Source organism: Chitinimonas sp., assembly GCF_041904975.1.
GTDB lineage: Bacteria > Pseudomonadota > Gammaproteobacteria > Burkholderiales > Chitinimonadaceae > Chitinimonas.
In genome coordinates this window covers 1-16,570 of record NZ_JAYRLZ010000079.1, presented here as the reverse complement: position 1 = coordinate 16,570, position 16,570 = coordinate 1, and the positions used below count along the sequence as shown (strand labels likewise).

At 60.0% G+C, this 16,570-nt stretch carries 16 protein-coding genes; 2 read left to right on the top strand and 14 right to left on the bottom strand.

Annotation, left to right across the window (positions count from 1 at the left end; translation table 11 throughout):
* Nucleotides 1-40: 40 nt before the first annotated feature.
* The 14 genes from ACE3OH_RS09620 to ACE3OH_RS09555 form a co-directional block, all read right to left on the bottom strand.
* Nucleotides 41-547, bottom strand: a complete 507-nt coding sequence (locus ACE3OH_RS09620) for a DUF805 domain-containing protein (protein WP_374351309.1) — start codon at nt 545-547, stop codon at nt 41-43.
* On the bottom strand, nt 532-1,263 hold the full coding sequence (locus tag ACE3OH_RS09615; RefSeq protein ID WP_374351307.1) for a TadE family protein: 732 nt from the start codon (nt 1,261-1,263) through the stop codon (nt 532-534). Before ACE3OH_RS09615 ends, ACE3OH_RS09620 begins: the two co-directional genes overlap by 16 nt.
* Nucleotides 1,247-1,759 carry a tetratricopeptide repeat protein gene (locus ACE3OH_RS09610; RefSeq protein ID WP_374351305.1) on the bottom strand — a complete coding sequence of 171 codons (513 nt, stop codon included), beginning with the start codon at nt 1,757-1,759 and terminating at the stop codon, nt 1,247-1,249. The genes ACE3OH_RS09615 and ACE3OH_RS09610 overlap by 17 nt, the downstream gene beginning before the upstream one ends.
* 40 nt (nt 1,760-1,799) lie before the next feature.
* Nucleotides 1,800-2,141 (bottom strand): DUF192 domain-containing protein, encoded by a 342-nt coding sequence (locus ACE3OH_RS09605; protein WP_374351303.1) that lies wholly within the window; start codon nt 2,139-2,141, stop codon nt 1,800-1,802.
* Nucleotides 2,138-3,025 carry a type II secretion system F family protein gene (locus ACE3OH_RS09600; RefSeq protein ID WP_374351300.1) on the bottom strand — a complete coding sequence of 296 codons (888 nt, stop codon included), beginning with the start codon at nt 3,023-3,025 and terminating at the stop codon, nt 2,138-2,140. The genes ACE3OH_RS09605 and ACE3OH_RS09600 overlap by 4 nt, the downstream gene beginning before the upstream one ends.
* Nucleotides 3,022-3,870: a type II secretion system F family protein gene (locus tag ACE3OH_RS09595; protein WP_374351298.1), complete on the bottom strand. Its 849-nt coding sequence runs from the start codon at nt 3,868-3,870 to the stop codon at nt 3,022-3,024. The genes ACE3OH_RS09600 and ACE3OH_RS09595 overlap by 4 nt, the downstream gene beginning before the upstream one ends.
* Before the next feature lie 25 nt (nt 3,871-3,895).
* Nucleotides 3,896-5,593 (bottom strand): ATPase, T2SS/T4P/T4SS family, encoded by a 1,698-nt coding sequence (locus ACE3OH_RS09590; protein ID WP_374351296.1) that lies wholly within the window; start codon nt 5,591-5,593, stop codon nt 3,896-3,898.
* Between the two features lie 14 nt (nt 5,594-5,607).
* On the bottom strand, nt 5,608-6,885 hold the full coding sequence (locus ACE3OH_RS09585) for a type II and III secretion system protein family protein (protein WP_374351294.1): 1,278 nt from the start codon (nt 6,883-6,885) through the stop codon (nt 5,608-5,610).
* A gap of 47 nt (nt 6,886-6,932) precedes the next feature.
* Nucleotides 6,933-8,021, bottom strand: coding sequence for a Flp pilus assembly protein CpaB (gene cpaB, locus ACE3OH_RS09580; RefSeq protein WP_374351292.1), 1,089 nt, complete (start codon nt 8,019-8,021; stop codon nt 6,933-6,935).
* Between the two features lie 36 nt (nt 8,022-8,057).
* A complete protein-coding gene (locus ACE3OH_RS09575) occupies nt 8,058-8,414 on the bottom strand; it encodes a hypothetical protein (RefSeq protein ID WP_374351290.1) in 357 nt (118 codons plus the stop codon).
* The gene (locus tag ACE3OH_RS09570; protein WP_374351288.1) at nt 8,411-9,064 is read right to left on the bottom strand and encodes a hypothetical protein; all 654 of its coding nucleotides are present in this window, start codon (nt 9,062-9,064) and stop codon (nt 8,411-8,413) included. Before ACE3OH_RS09570 ends, ACE3OH_RS09575 begins: the two co-directional genes overlap by 4 nt.
* Before the next feature lie 86 nt (nt 9,065-9,150).
* On the bottom strand, nt 9,151-10,062 hold the full coding sequence (locus ACE3OH_RS09565; protein ID WP_374351286.1) for a hypothetical protein: 912 nt from the start codon (nt 10,060-10,062) through the stop codon (nt 9,151-9,153).
* The gene (locus ACE3OH_RS09560) at nt 10,059-11,726 is read right to left on the bottom strand and encodes a TadE/TadG family type IV pilus assembly protein (RefSeq protein WP_374351284.1); all 1,668 of its coding nucleotides are present in this window, start codon (nt 11,724-11,726) and stop codon (nt 10,059-10,061) included. Before ACE3OH_RS09560 ends, ACE3OH_RS09565 begins: the two co-directional genes overlap by 4 nt.
* Before the next feature lie 17 nt (nt 11,727-11,743).
* Nucleotides 11,744-12,010 (bottom strand): Flp family type IVb pilin, encoded by a 267-nt coding sequence (locus ACE3OH_RS09555; protein ID WP_374351282.1) that lies wholly within the window; start codon nt 12,008-12,010, stop codon nt 11,744-11,746.
* Between the two features lie 216 nt (nt 12,011-12,226).
* Here ACE3OH_RS09555 and ACE3OH_RS09550 point away from each other — a divergent pair, with 216 nt between their 5' ends.
* Nucleotides 12,227-13,111: a tetratricopeptide repeat protein gene (locus ACE3OH_RS09550; protein WP_374351280.1), complete on the top strand. Its 885-nt coding sequence runs from the start codon at nt 12,227-12,229 to the stop codon at nt 13,109-13,111.
* A gap of 264 nt (nt 13,112-13,375) precedes the next feature.
* Nucleotides 13,376-15,772 carry a penicillin-binding protein 1A gene (locus tag ACE3OH_RS09545; protein ID WP_374351278.1) on the top strand — a complete coding sequence of 799 codons (2,397 nt, stop codon included), beginning with the start codon at nt 13,376-13,378 and terminating at the stop codon, nt 15,770-15,772.
* Nucleotides 15,773-16,570: the final 798 nt, after the last annotated feature.

Sequence of the window (16,570 nt, the reverse complement as noted above, 5' to 3'; positions counted from 1 at the left end):
AACTGCTGTATTGCGCAGCTCGCTAAGCATGCGTGCACGTTCAGCTCGGATAAGCCTCGAACTCGCTGGGTAGCGGCGGTGGCTCCGGGCCAAGGTTGACCGGGCCATTGAGCCAGGCAAAGGCTACCGCACCAAGCATCAGCAACCATAGCGCCGCATTGGTGATCAGCAGCACAGGGCCATTGGCCGGCGGTGGCGGACCGTAGCGGTTTTCCTGGCGCTGCCCCGGCCACAGCATGAACAGCAAACCGGCAAACGGAATGATGATCAGCCAGGCCAGCAGGCCGCTGCGGCCGCAGTCGTGGGCACGCAGGGTGGTGAAATACAGGGTGCCGAAGGGCAAAACACCATAGAAGATGCCGGCGGCGGCAATGCGCATTGCCGGGATTTTCGCGCCACCGGGAATCTGCACTGCCATCAGCAACAAGGCGGACAGCGCCGCTCCGCACAACATGCCCAGTGCCAGCATATAGGCGCTATAGCGCACCCGGCTGATGCGGCCGGCAAACCATGGCTTGCGTGGCTCACCCTTCACGGCCCCACCCACTTACCCGGATTCTTGAATGGCGACTGCATGCGAACGACCGACTCGGCTTCCACCGGCAGGTAATAGTCGCCCTGGCCGGCGCAGGGGCGCGTGGCATCGATGGCAGCGCTGGCATCGGCATAGCTGCGAATAAAGCCGGACGGGGTTTTCTCTGCAGGCGGTGGCGTGCCGGGCGGGTCCACGACCATGGAATAGATCAATTTATTGATGATGGGCACGATCATGCGCAGGCAGATCCTCACCCTGACCTTGAGCAGATTCGCATCCTGCACCGATAGCCCACCCTTTGCCGCATTGTCGCGGTACATCAGGTTGTCGTTGGGGATGGCATCACTGCCTTCCGAGTCGCCGGCATGGGCACTCAGTGCACCCGCCGTCGGGTTGAGGATGCGGATTTCGGTGAGCTTGTCATTGCCCAGCAAGGCATCGGCATCCACCCTGCCCTGCTTCATGGCTTTGGATGTCTTGCCATGGGTGAACAAGGGTGCAAGGCCGGTGGCTACGCCCTCCTGGATGGCAGTCATGGCACCGTTGTTCAAGGCACCGGCACGCGCACCCATAAAGGTGGCGTACTTGAGGGTGTGGCGCGCCTGATAGACCAGGCCCATCTGGAAGGCACCCAGAATCAGCAAGAGCATGATGGGCAAGGCATACAGGTATTCCGGCATGGCCTGGCCCAGCATGGTGCGGCGCGGGCGGCTATTGGCTGGCCGCATGGCTTGCGTCGCTCGGTTCGGCCGCAGCGGTGGCAGGCGGCACAGGCTTGGCCAGTACCTGCTGCAATTGCTCAGCCATGCGGCTGGTTTTCTCGTGCAAGGGCCCGTCATCTACCGCCGCAGCATTGGCCTGCGCCAGCGCCGCCTGGGCCTGGCGTATCCGCACCACCGCAAGGTTGTGCCAGATGCGTGCATCGCTCTGCCGCAGCATCAGCGCTTTGTGGAATGCCTCGGTGGCTTGCTCGGGTCGGTCGGTACGCGCATACAGATTGCCAAGGCGAAACCAGTTTTCCGGGTCGTTCGGCGCCGCACGCAATACCCCTTGCAGCAGCTGCTCGGCCCGCGCATTGGCACCCTCCTCGTAAGCAGCCACCGCATCTTGCTGGCGCGCATAAACATCGGCTTCACCGGCCAAGCGCATAGGTGCGCAGCCGGCAAGGCAGGCAAGAGTCAGTAACAAGGGCAATTGCAACTTCATGCTGGTGTAGTCATCCACTCTAATCACCGATACCGGTGCGATTTCGGCATCGTGCCGGCTATTGCCAATCTATCGTGTCACCTGGCTGCAAACCGAGGCGCTCGATTTCGCCGGCCGGCATTTCCAAGGTGGCATAGGCGCGCAGGCAGCCCGCCATGCGCGCGGGAGGCAGCTGTCGCACCAGCTTCCTGATCTGGCCATGCCGGTCGACAAAGGCCAGATCCAGCGCATAGGCCATGCCGAAGGTGTGCACCATGCGGCATGGCGTAATCAGCATCGCCTCGCCGCTGGCAAGCGGGGCTCGACCCAACAGGCCGCGCATGCGTTCGCCGGCATCCTCTGCCAGCCACACCGTGGCTATCAATAACTTGCCCTGCCGCCACGCTTGCAGCTGCTTCACATCATGCCTTCCTGCATGAACTTCATCACGATGGGAAAGGCCAGCACGATAAAGGTCACCGGAAAAATAAACAGGATCAGCGGCAGGATCAATTTGACCGGCGCTTCCATCGCCAGCTTTTCGGCGCGCTGGAAGCGCTCGGTACGGCGCTGTTCGGCTTGGCCGCGCAGCACCGGCCCAAGCCGGGCGCCCATTTTCTCGGCCTGGATCACCGCGCCGACAAAGCTGACGATTTCCTGCATATCGAGTCGCGCTTCCATGCGGCGCAGCGCATCGGCGCGCGGCACGCCGGCGCGCAGATCGCGCACCACCATATAGAACTCGTGGCGCAAGGCGCCATGCGGGCCTTTCTCCATCGATTGCTTGAGCGCGCCGGTCAGATTCAGCCCGGCCTCGACCCCCAGGGTGATGAAGTCGAGGTAGACCGGCAGCGAGCGCAACACCTCCTTGCGCCGCTTCTTGCGCGTATCGGACAGCCACAGCAAGGGGTAGAGATAGCCAAGCACCGCCATCAGCACCACCCAGATCAGGCTGTCCTCCACCTCCAGTGCCGCGAGGCAAAAGCCGCTGAGCAGGGCCGAAACCAGGGCCGAGAAGATACGCAAGGCATAGAACTGCTCGGCGCTCATCAGATAGCCGACGCCGGTCTGGCGCAAGGCTTTATGCGCTTTTTCCAGCATGTCCGGTGGAAAACGGGCGGTCAGGTGGTATTCGATGAAATTGACCAGGGGCCACACCAGCTTGAGCATGCCGGGCAGCTCGTCCATATAGGCGCGGTCTTCTTCCGGCACTTCGGCTTTCAGCTTCGACAGGCTGAAGCTCAGCATCAGCATGCTGACGCCGACGATGATGCCGATGATGAGGCCGATCAGGGTAGTGCTCATACGTCGATATTGGTGATTTTGCGAATGAACCAGTAGCCGACCAGTTCCATGACGGTGATGATGCTCAGGGTGATCCAGCCTATCCAGGTATTGAACAGCGGCGCCATGGCAGCCGGCTCGATCGCCCGCAGGGCGACAATCATCAACAGCGGCAGGCCGGTCATGATCACCCCCTGCGCCTTGCCCTGGGCGGTCAGGCTGCGAATCTTGCCCTCCATGACTGCCTTTTGCCGCAAGGTGGAAGCGAGTGACTCAAGGATTTCCGCCAGATTGCCGCCCACCTCCTTGGAAATACGCATGGCGGCGATCACCAGCTGAAAATCCGGCTGCGGATTGCGCCGCTCGATATTTTGCAAGGCGGTATCGAAGTCCACGCCCAAGCGCTGCTCGCGCAGCATCAGTTCGAATTCCTGGCTCACCGGCGGCCGCGACTCGCGCACCATCGATTCCAGCGCCACATTCAGGCTGGCGCCGGCACGCATGGCGCCCGAGATCATCAATAGCGCATCGGGTAATTGTTGTTCCAGATTCTTCAGCCGTTTGCGGCTCAGATAGCCGACATACCACTTGGGCATGAAAATGGTGGAAATCAGCGCGGCGCCGGTAAATACCGGATTGTCGGTAAACAGCCAGACCACGATGGGCAGGGCAATGGTGATTGCCACGTTGTAGCGGAACATTTGCTGCGGATCGAGGAAGATGAACATATCGGCCAGGGTGGTGGCCGTGGTTTGTTCGATCTGCGCCTTTTGCCGGTCGAGATAATGCTGGACCAGGGTGAACAGCAGCCAGGCCGCCAGCAAGGTGACCAGGAAAACCACGCCCAGCAGCATGGACAGACTCATCGCCGCCCTCCCCCTGCGCCCTGCATCACAGCCGCCCGCCTGCCTGGAAGATGCTCAGGTCCACATCCAGCCCCCGTGCGGCCAGGTCCTGGTAAAAGTCCGGCACTGCGCCGGTTGCCACATGCTTGCCGCGCACCTTGCCATCCGGCCCGAAACCTTCCTGCTTGAACAGGAAGATGTCCTGCAGCTGGATCATCTCGCCTTCCATGCCGGTGATCTCGGTAATGTGGGTGACCTTGCGCGAGCCACAGGAAAAGCGGTTCTGCTGCACGATAAAGCGCACCGCCGACGAAATCTGCTCGCGGATGGCGCGCACCGGCAGGTCCAGCCCGGCCATCATCACCATCACCTCCACCCGCGCCAGGCAATCACGCGGGGTGTTGGCGTGGGCGGTGGTGAGAGAGCCATCATGGCCGGTATTCATCGCGGTCAGCATATCCAGTGCTTCGCCGCCACGGCATTCGCCCACCACGATGCGATCGGGCCGCATGCGCAGGCAGTTTTTCACCAGATCGCGAATCGGCACCGCGCCCTTGCCCTCGGCATTGGCCGGCCGCGATTCCAGACCGACCAGATTGGGCTGGCTGAGTTTGAGTTCAGCCGCATCCTCCACGGTGACGATGCGCTCATCGTCGGGGATATAGTTGGACAGCACATTGAGCAAGGTGGTCTTGCCCGAGCCGGTGCCGCCGGAAATGATGATATTGGCCTTCTGCTCGACGATGGTGCGCAAGATATGCAGCATTTGCGGGGTCATGGAACCGAAGCGGATCAGGTCCTCGCCCTGCAGCTTGTTCTTGGCGAACTTGCGGATGGTGATATTGGCGCCCTTCAGCGCCAGCGGCGGGATAACCGCATTGACCCGCGAACCATCCTTCAGCCGCGCATCGACCATCGGGCTGGATTCGTCGATACGCCGCCCCAAGGGGGTGACGATGCGCTCGATGGCGCTGACTACCGCCAAGTCGCTGGTAAAGGTGATCGGCGACTTCTGCAATTTGCCGCGCCGCTCGATAAAGATCTCGTCAAAGCGGTTCACCATGATTTCGGTCACCGCATCATCGGCAAGCAAGTCTTCGAGCGGCCCAAGGCCGACCACTTCATCCTGCACCTGCTTGACCAGCAAGGCCTTGTCGATATGGGCCGGAATGCTGCGGTCATTGGCCACCAGCTCTTCCAGCAAGGCGCGGGTATTGCTGCGAAGCTCCTCTTCGCTGAAACGGCTCAGGTCGATCCGCCGCAAGTCCATCTGTTTGATCAGCGACTCATGCACATGCTTGAGCAACTCGATCCAGGCGGCTTGGGCGCTGCGATCGAGCGGGGCGTTGTCGGCATCGGCAAGCTCAGCAGGCGCGGGCGGCGGCGTGGGCGTTGCCACACCTTGCGCCATGACGGGCGGCGCTGGCGGCGGGCTCGACGCCGCTACCTGTGCTTCAAGATCATGCACGGTGAGGGTGTAGCCGCAGATCTGGACCAGTTCGCCGTTTTGCAAAGGGCCGTGCAGGCTGACCTTGCGGCCATTGACCTCGGTATTGCCCTTGGGGTCGAGATTCTCGACATAAACGCCATCGGCACGGCGGTGTATCGCTGCATGGTTGCGTGCCACCGACCAGCCTTGCAGGATGATCAGATTGTCGTCGCTCTTGCCGATGCCGCAGCGGTCGATGGTGCATTCAACCAAATTGCTGACGCCGCGCGGTGTGGTGACGGTAATGCTGAGCATATGCGGCGCCTCGGTCAGTCGAGCAGATCGGTCTTGCTGATGCCGCGCTCGAAACGCTCGCGGATGGACTCGCTCTTGTCGATGCGCTCGCGGTTGATGGTGGAATTGGGGTCAACCACCGTTGGCGTGACCAAGATCACCAAGTCGGTGCGGCCGGACTTGAAGTTATCCGAGCGGAACAGTGCGCCGATGATGGGCACCGACCCGAGGCCCGGCACCCGCGAGATATCCTTGGACAGGTCGCTGTTCACCAGGCCGGACATCACGATGGTCTGGCCGTTCTTCACATTGATATCGGTCTCGGTTTGCCGGGTCAGGAAACCGGGAATGCCTTGCACCGACACCGAAGAGTCCACCGAACTGATTTCGGTTTTGACATTGGCCAGCACATTGTCGCGATCGTCGGCCAAGGGGCGGATGGTCAGGCGAATGCCGTAATCCTTGAATTCCACCGAACCGGCGCCGGTGCTTGATACCGCCGGCAGCGGGATCTGGCCACCGGCGAGGAACTTGGCCTCGCCACCTGAGCGGGTCGATAGCTCCGGTTCGGCCAGCACATAGGCATCGCCATTGTTCTTGGCCAGATTGATGGTGGTATTGATCAGGGAGTTGATACCGAGATAGGCGCGCAGGCCACGGTTACCGGTCTGCACCGGCAGCACCCCGCCGATTGGTGCGATCGGCTCGGGCGGTGCACCGGGGGTGGCACTGGGTTTGTACAGCCCTTGGGTGCTGGTGGCGCCGAAGTTACCGAGCAAGCCGAGCTTGGGGCCATCGAAGCTATTGGGCCATTGCACGCCGATATGCTCGAGCAGGGAGCGTTTCATTTCCAGAATCTGCACCTTGATGTAGACCATCTTCTTCATGGCGACATCTTCAGGCCGGGCCAGATTGGCGATTTGCGGATACAGCTTGCCCAGCATGCTGATGCGCTCCAGATTCTCCTTGCTGGTACTGCCGGTCACCACCACATTGCCAGCCACCTGGCCCAGCGAAATACCAGGCACGTCCTTGAGCATGGCGGAGGCGACGCGAAACGCCTCCTGGCTGTCGGTCTGGCTCACGCGCACCATATGCTGCTGGCGGCTCTTGCCCGACCACACCATCAGCGAGGTGTCGCCGGGCTTCTCGGCCAGCAGCAGCAGCTCACCACTGTCGAGCACCTTGCTGCTGATGACATTGCCATTGCCTATGGCTACCCGGTCTACCTTGCCAACCGGCAGGGTCTTCAACTCACCGACAAACATGCGGATTTCGTCAGCCCAAGCCACTGAGCCGATCATCAACAGCATTGCAAGAACATGGCGCTGAAAAGTCATTGTCGCTAACCCGCTCTGGTTTATTTCGAATTGACCGGGCTGGCCGGTGGGGCATAGGGAATGAACGGCGCTGACGCCGTCGTGGCTGGCGCTGCGGCTGCCGGGGTGGTTCCGACACCGAGATTAGCCAGCGCCGGCGGCAAGGCCACGCTCAGGCCGGTGCTGACACCCGAGCCACTATTCTTGCCGCCGACGATGTATTCGACATAGTCCTCATCGACCGGGTACTGCTCGCTGGCGGCACGCCGTTTCGCAGCCGCCTTGGCTACCCGCTCCTGCATGCGGGTCTGTTCGGCGATATCGAGCAGGAAATTGCGGGCACTGACCGGATCATGCTCGATCGCCTTGCTGTCGGACTCATTGCGCAAGGTGGCGCGCAGCTTGCCCAGTTCCAGCGCCAGGGCCACGCGGGCCGCCTGGCTCGGCGTCACCTCGAGGGTGAAATTGCTATAGGCCGAGCGCCCCTGATTCGGCGCGCCATCGGTGGGAGCGTCATGCACCACCTTCTGTCCGGTAGCCAATACCTTTACCGCCTGCATGAAGGGCACCACTACCTTGCCATCGCCCTGACTGGCTGGCCCCATATGCTGTTGTGGCGGACGACTGGCCGGCCCGGTGTTTTCCAGAACCAGCATCAGGTCGATCAGATTGCCGGGCTGCACCATATGGGAAATCGCGTTGAGGTCATCCACCTCGACCGTCATTGCCCGGCTGCCGGGTTTGAGCGTGCCGGCAAAGTCGGCATAGATCGGCCGCAGATCGGACTTGAGCAAGGGGCGACCGCGCTTCACAGCCTTAAGCAGCGCCTGCCCCTTGAAGGCATCGAACTGATTTACCGCGATCGCGTCGTCGTACACCAGATCAGAAGCCACCGGGCGCGATGCCACCATGCTGGCATCGATGGCCGTGCCGGCCGCCAGATCCTGAGTTGGTACCACAACTTCCACCAGAGGGCCCTTGCCACGCGCTTTCTCCTCAATCTGGCGCCGCAGGCTGCTTTCCTGCAAGCGCAGGTATTGCACCGTAAGGAACATTGCCAACAGGCCAAGGCCGATAGCACCGAGCAGCATCATCCAGGTGCGGTTTAGCTTGGGCAGATTGAGCTTCATGCGATCGACTTCCTGGCAAGGCGCGCCAAAACTGCATCAGGGGAGCGCTGGCGGCGTAATGTTCACGCCATTGAATTCGATGGGCCAACTGGGGTTACTCAGGTCCGGGCAGCTGTCCACGGTTACCGAGGCACTGGCGGACGACCCTGCCGGACCGCTTCCACCCACCGTCTTGGTTTCCACACAATCAGGTGGCTGGGAAAACGAGATGGCATAGGAATAGTCACCAAAGTAGTCACGTATGGCACCGGCCAGCTTGGCAACCGGTGGATCATTACCGGTAGTCAATACCACGACGGCCAATGCCAGAACCAGAATGTATTCGATGCTCGACTGGCCAAGCTGGGCGGGCAGCATGATGCGGTATCGATGCGGCACGACATCCTCACTCAAGGCCGGTCCATGTAGTGAAATAGCACATAGCTCTGGCCATCGCTGCGCGAAATGGTCAGCTGCCCTTGCTCCAGCTGCCGCTTCAGATCAAGCACGATGCCGGGGCCGCGCGGTGTTTTGACGCGCTTTTCCGCCATCAGCTGCCAGCCCTGGTCGGCCAGATTATCCCGATAAAACACCGCGTTACCTTCCATGCTCAGGCCGTTTCGCAGGAACACGGTACGGCCATTTTTGCCGATATCACGGTGAACGATATCGTTGATCAACTCGCTGGCAGAAGGCATGGGAAAGCGCCCGCCCGGTGTGGCGCGCACGCCACTACGTGCATGGCTGATAGCCAGAAAACCACTGGCACCACTACCCTGCGCCTGCACCTGGAAGGTGTAAAAGCACTTGCCGCGCGCTACGCCGATGACTTGCCAGGGCGGCAAGGGATACTCGACCGGGGCTGGTTGATCAGCCTGGGCCCAAGCCTGGCGATAGAAGGCAATCAGCTCAGCCGGGGGTTTGTCGCTGCTGAGCTGGCGCACCGACATCGGTACGCCGTTCATCACCATATCGTCGGCCACCGCCTGCCAGCGGCCGGGCGCATCGCGAAATTGCGGGCAGGTTTCATCGGCCGCTGCAACGTGCAGTACCATGGCGCTCAAGAACAACACCATGCATGACGAGACTGCGCCGCTACGTGCCGCGCCGGGCGGAAAAACGGCCAAGCTGGGACGAGCCGGCGCAACGCTCATTTGACCCGGTCTTCCGGTACTTCGTCCGGCATGATCTTGCCGAATTCCAGCACGCCAGGCCCGAGCTCCGGCGCAAACACGCTGGCCAGGGTTTGCAGCAGGTTCATGATATTGAACGACACCGAACCGCCACCAAGATCGATATCGACGTTATTGGTAAACAGCGCCAAGGGGGTCAGGCCGGCCACCTGCTGCTTCACGGCGGTATGGCCGGCGGTATCCGGCCCTTCGGCATTCCAGCCATTGGCCAGCAAGACACTGCGCTCGGTCATGGTGACATCGGCGGAACTTGCCAAAAAGCTGCCCATATTGAAGTTTTCGCCGATGTTCTTCTCGGTAGGGCCTTTGCCCAGCACCTTGGTCTGGTCAAAGTCCTTCAGGGTGATCGAGGCCTGAGCACCATAGCGGCCGCGCATCTCCAGAGTAAACGCCCCGAGGGTGGAGGCAAAATTGGTGACAAAGTCGATCACCGAGCTGACCGTGCCGGGCATCTTGCCGTTATTCACCGCCAGGGCCGTTGCTGCATCGTAATCGGGCAGCAAGGTGGTGCCGCCATGATCCACCCACAGGGGCTGTGTACCACCGCCTACGGCAAAGCCTTGCGTACTGTCGGTACGCTTGAGCACCCGTGCGGCGATCTCCTTGCGCAAGGTGTCATCATCCTTGGCATTGGCCACCCAGCGATTGGTCTTGCCAAACCAGCCGATCGAGCTGGCGCTGCTGCCGCCATACCAGACGCTGCGCTCCCAGGCGGCGTAACGGGCAGCCTCCACCGTAGTCTGGCGGATATCGATATAGCGGGCCACCAGCGGGATGCCGATAAACAGCGGCAGCAGCACGCAAACAATGGCGATCTGTGCCTCGACCATGGCCTGGCCCGATTGCCTGGCAAGCGCATTGCGTTTCATAACCATTGGTAGGCCATCGATACATAGCGCTCGGCAAAGCTGTTGGGTAGCAGCTGTGCCTGCCAGTAAGGGTTATACAGGCTGCCCAGCTCCGTTTTATTGTCGTCGCGCTTCCACAGCTTGGTGGGTCGGGCGAAATAGGCTTGTGCCTTTGATAGTGCGCGCATGGCATTGCTGCGTGTACCTGCCTGCATGGCAAAACGGCCGGTGGTGACGCTATTGCTGGTCTTGATATCGGTACCAGCCATTTCGATTTCCAGAATCAAGGGCGGCGCGCTCAGATTGTCCTTATCGACTTTCTTCACGTCCTGATAACTGCGCAGCCCGCCCTTGCCGCCCAAGGTCATCATGGTCAGGGTTTTGCCGGCGCCTTGCGATTGCTGCAAATAGGCCGGGACGGCAGTCAGCCACCCGCGGTAGGCGCCGCCATAGGCTTTTGAGGCATCGTCAAGGTCGAAATCGTTGCTATCGCTCAAGGCTGCGCTACCGCTCATTTCCACGCCGGATTGCGCTGCGCCATGGCCAACCGGGATCGGAAACGCCGGAATGACGATGGGTATGAAAAACGGTGGTATCGGCAAGGTGATCCAGATAATCGCCACGCCGAACAAGCCGGTGGCATCGAGGGCGGTCCAGGTGCGCTTGACCACGCCGTCCGGATCGACCGCCTTCAATTCGGTGCCGCCGCGATGCCACAGGAACATGGTGAGCACGCCATTGACGGTCGGAATCAACACGGTCGGGTCGACAATGGCCGGCGAGACATAGGGGCCTTCGAAGCCCATCCAGCTGTGCTTGGTGCTACGGTCGCGCGAAAAATAGTCGAGCGAATTGATGGTGACCTTGCCGAAGCGATCGGCCTCTTCGCCGTCCTTGGCCTTGAGGTTCGGGTCCTTGGTCTCGGTAAAGCGTACCCACTGCGCCAGATAGCCGATTCCGGCAATCCAGCCCGGTACGCTCAAGCGCGCGGTGGCCAGATTGTCGCGGATGATATTGTGATCACCCGACAGGAAGTTATTGATCGACTTCGCCGGATCGCTGCTCCAGTCGATATCGATAAAGCTATCGAGGCCGAGGCGGCTCATCAGGTCGGCCATATCGGTCATACCCAGCATCTGGGCCACCGTCAGCGCCGTGCCGTAGTGCGACACCGTTTGCGAAATGCGCAAGGTGTCGATCAGCACCTCCAGCGTTGTCACCACGATCTTGCCGGCGCCGGTGCTATTGGGCATGCCCATGAACTGGGCAAACACATTGGATGCCGTCTTCATGATCGGTGCCGGCACCTTCCACAGGAAGTTGAGCGGGCCGCCAAGACTGGTCATGGTTTCCGCCACCCAGGAAAAATCGCCGTTGTAAATCTCGCGGTAGTTGCGTGCCCAGGAGGTAAGCCCGACTACCTGGGCCACCGACACCTGATTGGCCACCATGGCGCGATTGGTATAGGCAGAAAAGTTGTAATCGCGCGCCTGGACAATGGCGACCGAATAGGCGGTGTTGTCAGCCGCGTTTTGCAGGCGCATTTTTGCCAAAGCCTGCTGGCCGACGTTATAGGTGGCGAACAGCACCAGAATGACGACAACAGCCGTCAGAAGCGAAAAAACCAGCGCCTGACCGCGCTGGTTTTTCAGATATGCAGGATGCGGCAAGTGCGAGCGAGGCATTGGGCATCCTGTCGGGACTAGTTGGTATAGCTGCCCATCTTCTTGTCCTTGGTGCCCTCGGTAGTGGCACTGCCCGATGCTGCCTTGGCATTGGACACATCGGTAGAACCACCAGCGCCCGACACTTCATTGGCCAGACCCGCAACCTGGGCACGAATGGTCTTGCCGAACAGGGTATAGACGCCAATGGCGGCCACGGCGATCAGCGCCACGATGATGATGTACTCCGTCATGCCCTGACCCAATTGGCGCAGGCCGAACCGCGATTGCTGTGTTGCTTTCATTTTGCTTTTGCTCCTCGAACGAGTATCGGATGCCGCCGGGTGTAACACTTGCCTGTGCACCAAGCTGGATCGGCCACCTTGGCTAATTCCCACCGCCTCACCGTAGTCCAGCCTCCAGGCTTAGTCAATGGCGGCAGGCAAGAGTGTGACATCCGGTACAACAGTGCCAGCGCGCACTCTATACTTTGCTGCTTGATCGCACTTGCCGAGGGTCTCATGCTTATCCGCTATATCCCGCTGCTTCTGCTGTCCCTTCCCGGCCTCGCCGACTATCAATCCGGCGTGAATGCCCTGCAAAAAGGCAATGCGGCAAGCGCACTGCGCGAGTTCTCGGCCAGCGCCGACAGCGATGCACGGGCAGCACATGCCTTGGCTGAGCTGTATGAGCGCGGCAATGGCACGCCGCAGGACTATGCAAAAGCGCTGGACCTGTATCGACGAGCCGCCGAAAAAGGTCTGGCGCCAGCCCAGGTATCGCTCGGGTACTTGTACGAGCGCGGCTATGGCACCCGGCGCGATTACGCCCAGGCACTGCGCTGGTATCAAAAGGCGGCGGCCCAGGGCAATGCCATGGCGTTCAATAATCTTGGCGTGCTGTTCGAGAACGGTTGGGGGGTAAAGCAGGACTTCCGTCAGGCAGTGGACTGGTATCGCAAGGCGGTGGACCTGTCACTGCCGATCGCCCAGACCAATCTCGGCTATGCCTATGCCGAAGGGCGTGGTGTGCCGAAAGACCTGCCGCAGGCGATCTTGCTGTATCGCAAGGCGGCCGATGCCGGCGATGCGCAGGGGATGAACAACCTAGGCTGGATGTATGCGATCGGCCAAGGGGTGGAGCGCAATAGCGACTCCGCCAGGCAATGGTATGAACGTGCTGCCGAACGCGGTCACGGCCAGGCCATGGTGAATCTCAGCCGCATGTATGAAACCGGCCAGGGTGTGCCGGCGGATGAAAAACGCGCGCTGGACTGGCTGACCCGCGCCGCCCAGGTGAAATATCGCCCGGCCATGCAGCGCCTCGCCAAGATCTACCGCAACGGCGGCCTCGGCCTTTCGCCGGACCCGGCACTGGCAAGCGACTGGGAACGCCAGCTCAATTAGCCCGCAAAGCTGGCCAGCAAGCAACGGCCCGGCCCTGATCAGCGCTCAAGCCGGCATCCTTCAGCGCTTGCTGCCTTTGCACTATTTACAGCGCATCCGCAAGCAAAGCCGGTCATCATCGCGGCCGGCAAATCGGCTGCCAACGCGGGCCAGCCCTTTGCATTACAATGCCACGCTCGCATTTCGCAGCCTCGTCAACCACGACCTTCTATGCAGACCAATCACGAACTGTCCCCCACCAAGCGCCCGCTGTGGTTGAGAATCATGCTGTGGACCACCGGCGTGCTGTTCGGCCTTACCGTGACCGGCGCCCTGTTGATCGGCTATGCGCTATTCATGATGCAGCGCAATCTGCCACCGCTGGATGCACTGACCGATTTCCGTCCCAAACTGCCGCTGCGCATCTATACCGCCGACCAGGTACTGATCGGGGAGTTCGGCGAAGAGCGCCGCAATATGGTGCATTTCAAGGACATTCCGCCGATCATGGTCAAGGCGGTGCTGGCGATCGAAGACTACCGTTACTACGAGCATGGCGGTGTCGACTTTATCGGCATCACGCGTAGCCTCGCCACCAATCTGTTTGCCGGCCATATCAAGGGAGGCGCCAGTACCATCACTCAGCAGGTGGCCCGCAATTTCTTCCTGAGCCGCGAGCAAACCTATACCCGCAAGATCTACGAGATGCTGCTGGCCTATCGCATCGAATCGGTGCTGAACAAAGACCAGATCCTCGAAATCTATATGAACCAGATTGCCCTGGGGCAGCACGCCTTCGGCTTTGCCAGTGCCGCACGCGTCTATTTCGGCAAGGACCTCAAAGACATCAGCATCGCCGAAGCGGCAATGCTGGCCGGCCTGCCCAAGGCGCCCAGCGCCTATAACCCGGTGGTGAATTTCAAGCGCGCCAAGATCCGCCAGGAATACATTCTCAAACGCATGTTCGAGCTGGGATATATCAATCGCGAGCAGTACGACAAGGCGGTGCATGAAGTGCTGCATGTGGTTGGCAACAATAACGACTACAAGGTGCATGGCGAATTCGTTGCCGAAATGGTGCGGCAGACCCTGTACGCCCAATACAAGGAAGAGCTGTATACGCGCGGCTACAACGTCACTACCACCGTTCGCTCAGCCGATCAGGAAGCCGCCTACCGTGCGGTGCGCGCCGGCGTGCTCGAATACGACCGTCGTCACGGCTACCGTGGCCCTGAGGGTTTTGTCACGCTGCCGGACAATCCGGAAGAACGCCAGCAGGCAATCGACGATGCACTGGAAGAACACCCGAATAACGATGAACTGATCTCGGCCGTGGTGCTGGAGGCCGACCCGAAGCAGATCACCGCCCTGCCGCTCAATGGCGAGCCGGTCGTGCTGCGTGATGCCGCCATCAAGTTCGGCGCCTCGGCACTCTCGCTGAAGATTCCGCCAGCCAACCGCATCCGGCGCGGTTCCATCATCCGCATCGTCAAGGATGCCAAAGGCAACTGGCAGCTTGCCCAGTTACCCCAGGTGGAAGCTGCCCTGGTGTCGCTTGCGCCGGAAAACGGCGCCGTGCGCGCCCTGGTCGGAGGTTTTGACTTCGACAAGAACAAGTTCAACCGCGTCACCCAGTCGGGCCGTCAGCCTGGCTCTACCTTCAAACCCATCGTCTACTCGGCCGCGCTGGAGAAAGGCATAGGCCCGGCCACCTTGGTGCTTGATGCGCCGCTGAACCTGCCACCCGAGCAAACCGGTGGCCAACCTTGGGACCCGAAAGATGATGACCCTCCTGCCGGCCCCATGCCGCTGCGCGTTGCACTGACCCGCTCAGTCAATCTGGTCGCCATCCGTACCTTACGCTTTATCGGCACCGGCTATGTTCAGCAATGGGCCACCCGTTTTGGTTTCGATGCGGACAAAACGCCGCCCTATTTGCCGATGGCACTTGGCGCAGGTCAGGCATCGCCACTGCAGGTGGCCAATGCCTATGCGGTGTTTGCCAATGGCGGCTACCGAGTCAACCCCTACGTCATCGATACGGTAAGCGATTCGCGCGGTACCTTGATCGCCAAGGCAAAACCAGTTGAAGCCGGTAAGGACGCGCCACGGGTTATTGACGCACGCAATGCCTACATCATGGAAACCATGCTGAAAAGCGTAGCGCAACGCGGTACCGGCGCCAGGACCAATGAATTGAAGCGCACCGATATTGCCGGCAAGACGGGCACGACCAATGATGCGCGCGATGGCTGGTTTGCCGGCTACCAGCACAGCCTGGTGGCAGTTGCCTGGCTCGGTTACGACCAGCCGCGCTCCTTGGGTAGCCGCGAATTCGGCGCCCAGCTGGCCCTGCCGGTCTGGCTCAAATACATGGAAAAAGCGTTGAAGGATGTGCCGCAGTACCAGACGCCGATACCGGATGGTATTACCGTGATCGACGGCGAGCCCTATTACAACGAATACACCCCCGGCAATGGCTTTGTCGCCACCATCGATATCCATAATGGCGACAACCCGGAATCAGGCGGCGAAGAGGCGCCGGCAATACCGGACGGGCTGCCTTTACCCAATCCGGGCCAGCCGGTTACTCGGGCGCCGGAGCGCATCGAGAAACCGGAAGCGACGCCGGCGCCCGACTTTTCCAAGCCCGCCGCCAAACGCGAACAGCGGGATCGTTGACAAGAGGGAACGCCATAGCAAGGTTGGCTAAAACGATCGCCAGGAAAGCACCCTGTTTGGATTTGGGCTAAATGTATCCAGCCACAGCAAGCAGGGTAAATTCAGACCAAAGGCAGGTTGTTGTCGTGATGATTCCAGTTTCTGGTCATCAACTGGCCGACCCGTCGCAATACATTACGGTTCTATTTTCCTACGAAAAACATGGCGAAGGCGTCCGTTTTCCGAAACCCAGCAAATTCGTTAGCCTTAATGCGCTAGAAACGCGGCACGCATCTAATCAACTAAACCAATTGACAAATCAGACACTCAAAGTGAGCCTGTCGGCGCAATAGACGAAGCAATCAATGACAATGAGGTGCATAGACCAATCATGAGCAACCTTCGCTATAAATATTTCTTTACCTGAAAATACACGAAAAGCGCAAATGCCAACCAAGCCATGACTTTGAGAGTGGCGCTTGTCAAGCGCATATACCACTTCCTTGACATCGCACTGGAACTATTTGCATACTCAAAAATCTCACTCTGCGTCATCTCTTGAAAATTGCCACACTCTCTGGCGGCTATAATATTTGACACAATAAGATTAAAAAGCACAAAGTCAAAAACAGTAAGCAGCAACAAAAATGACCACCCCGACTTTACTTCCGATAGGAAGTAGATTTTCTCCTGAGAGAAATAGAGAACCAAAAGAAACGCCAGAAAGACTGCAAGAGCGCAAACAACAAATAGAATTATCGCCAAGAAAGCGAGTCGGGGCGGAAATAGATCTGAAACATTAAAGCACATACTAACCTA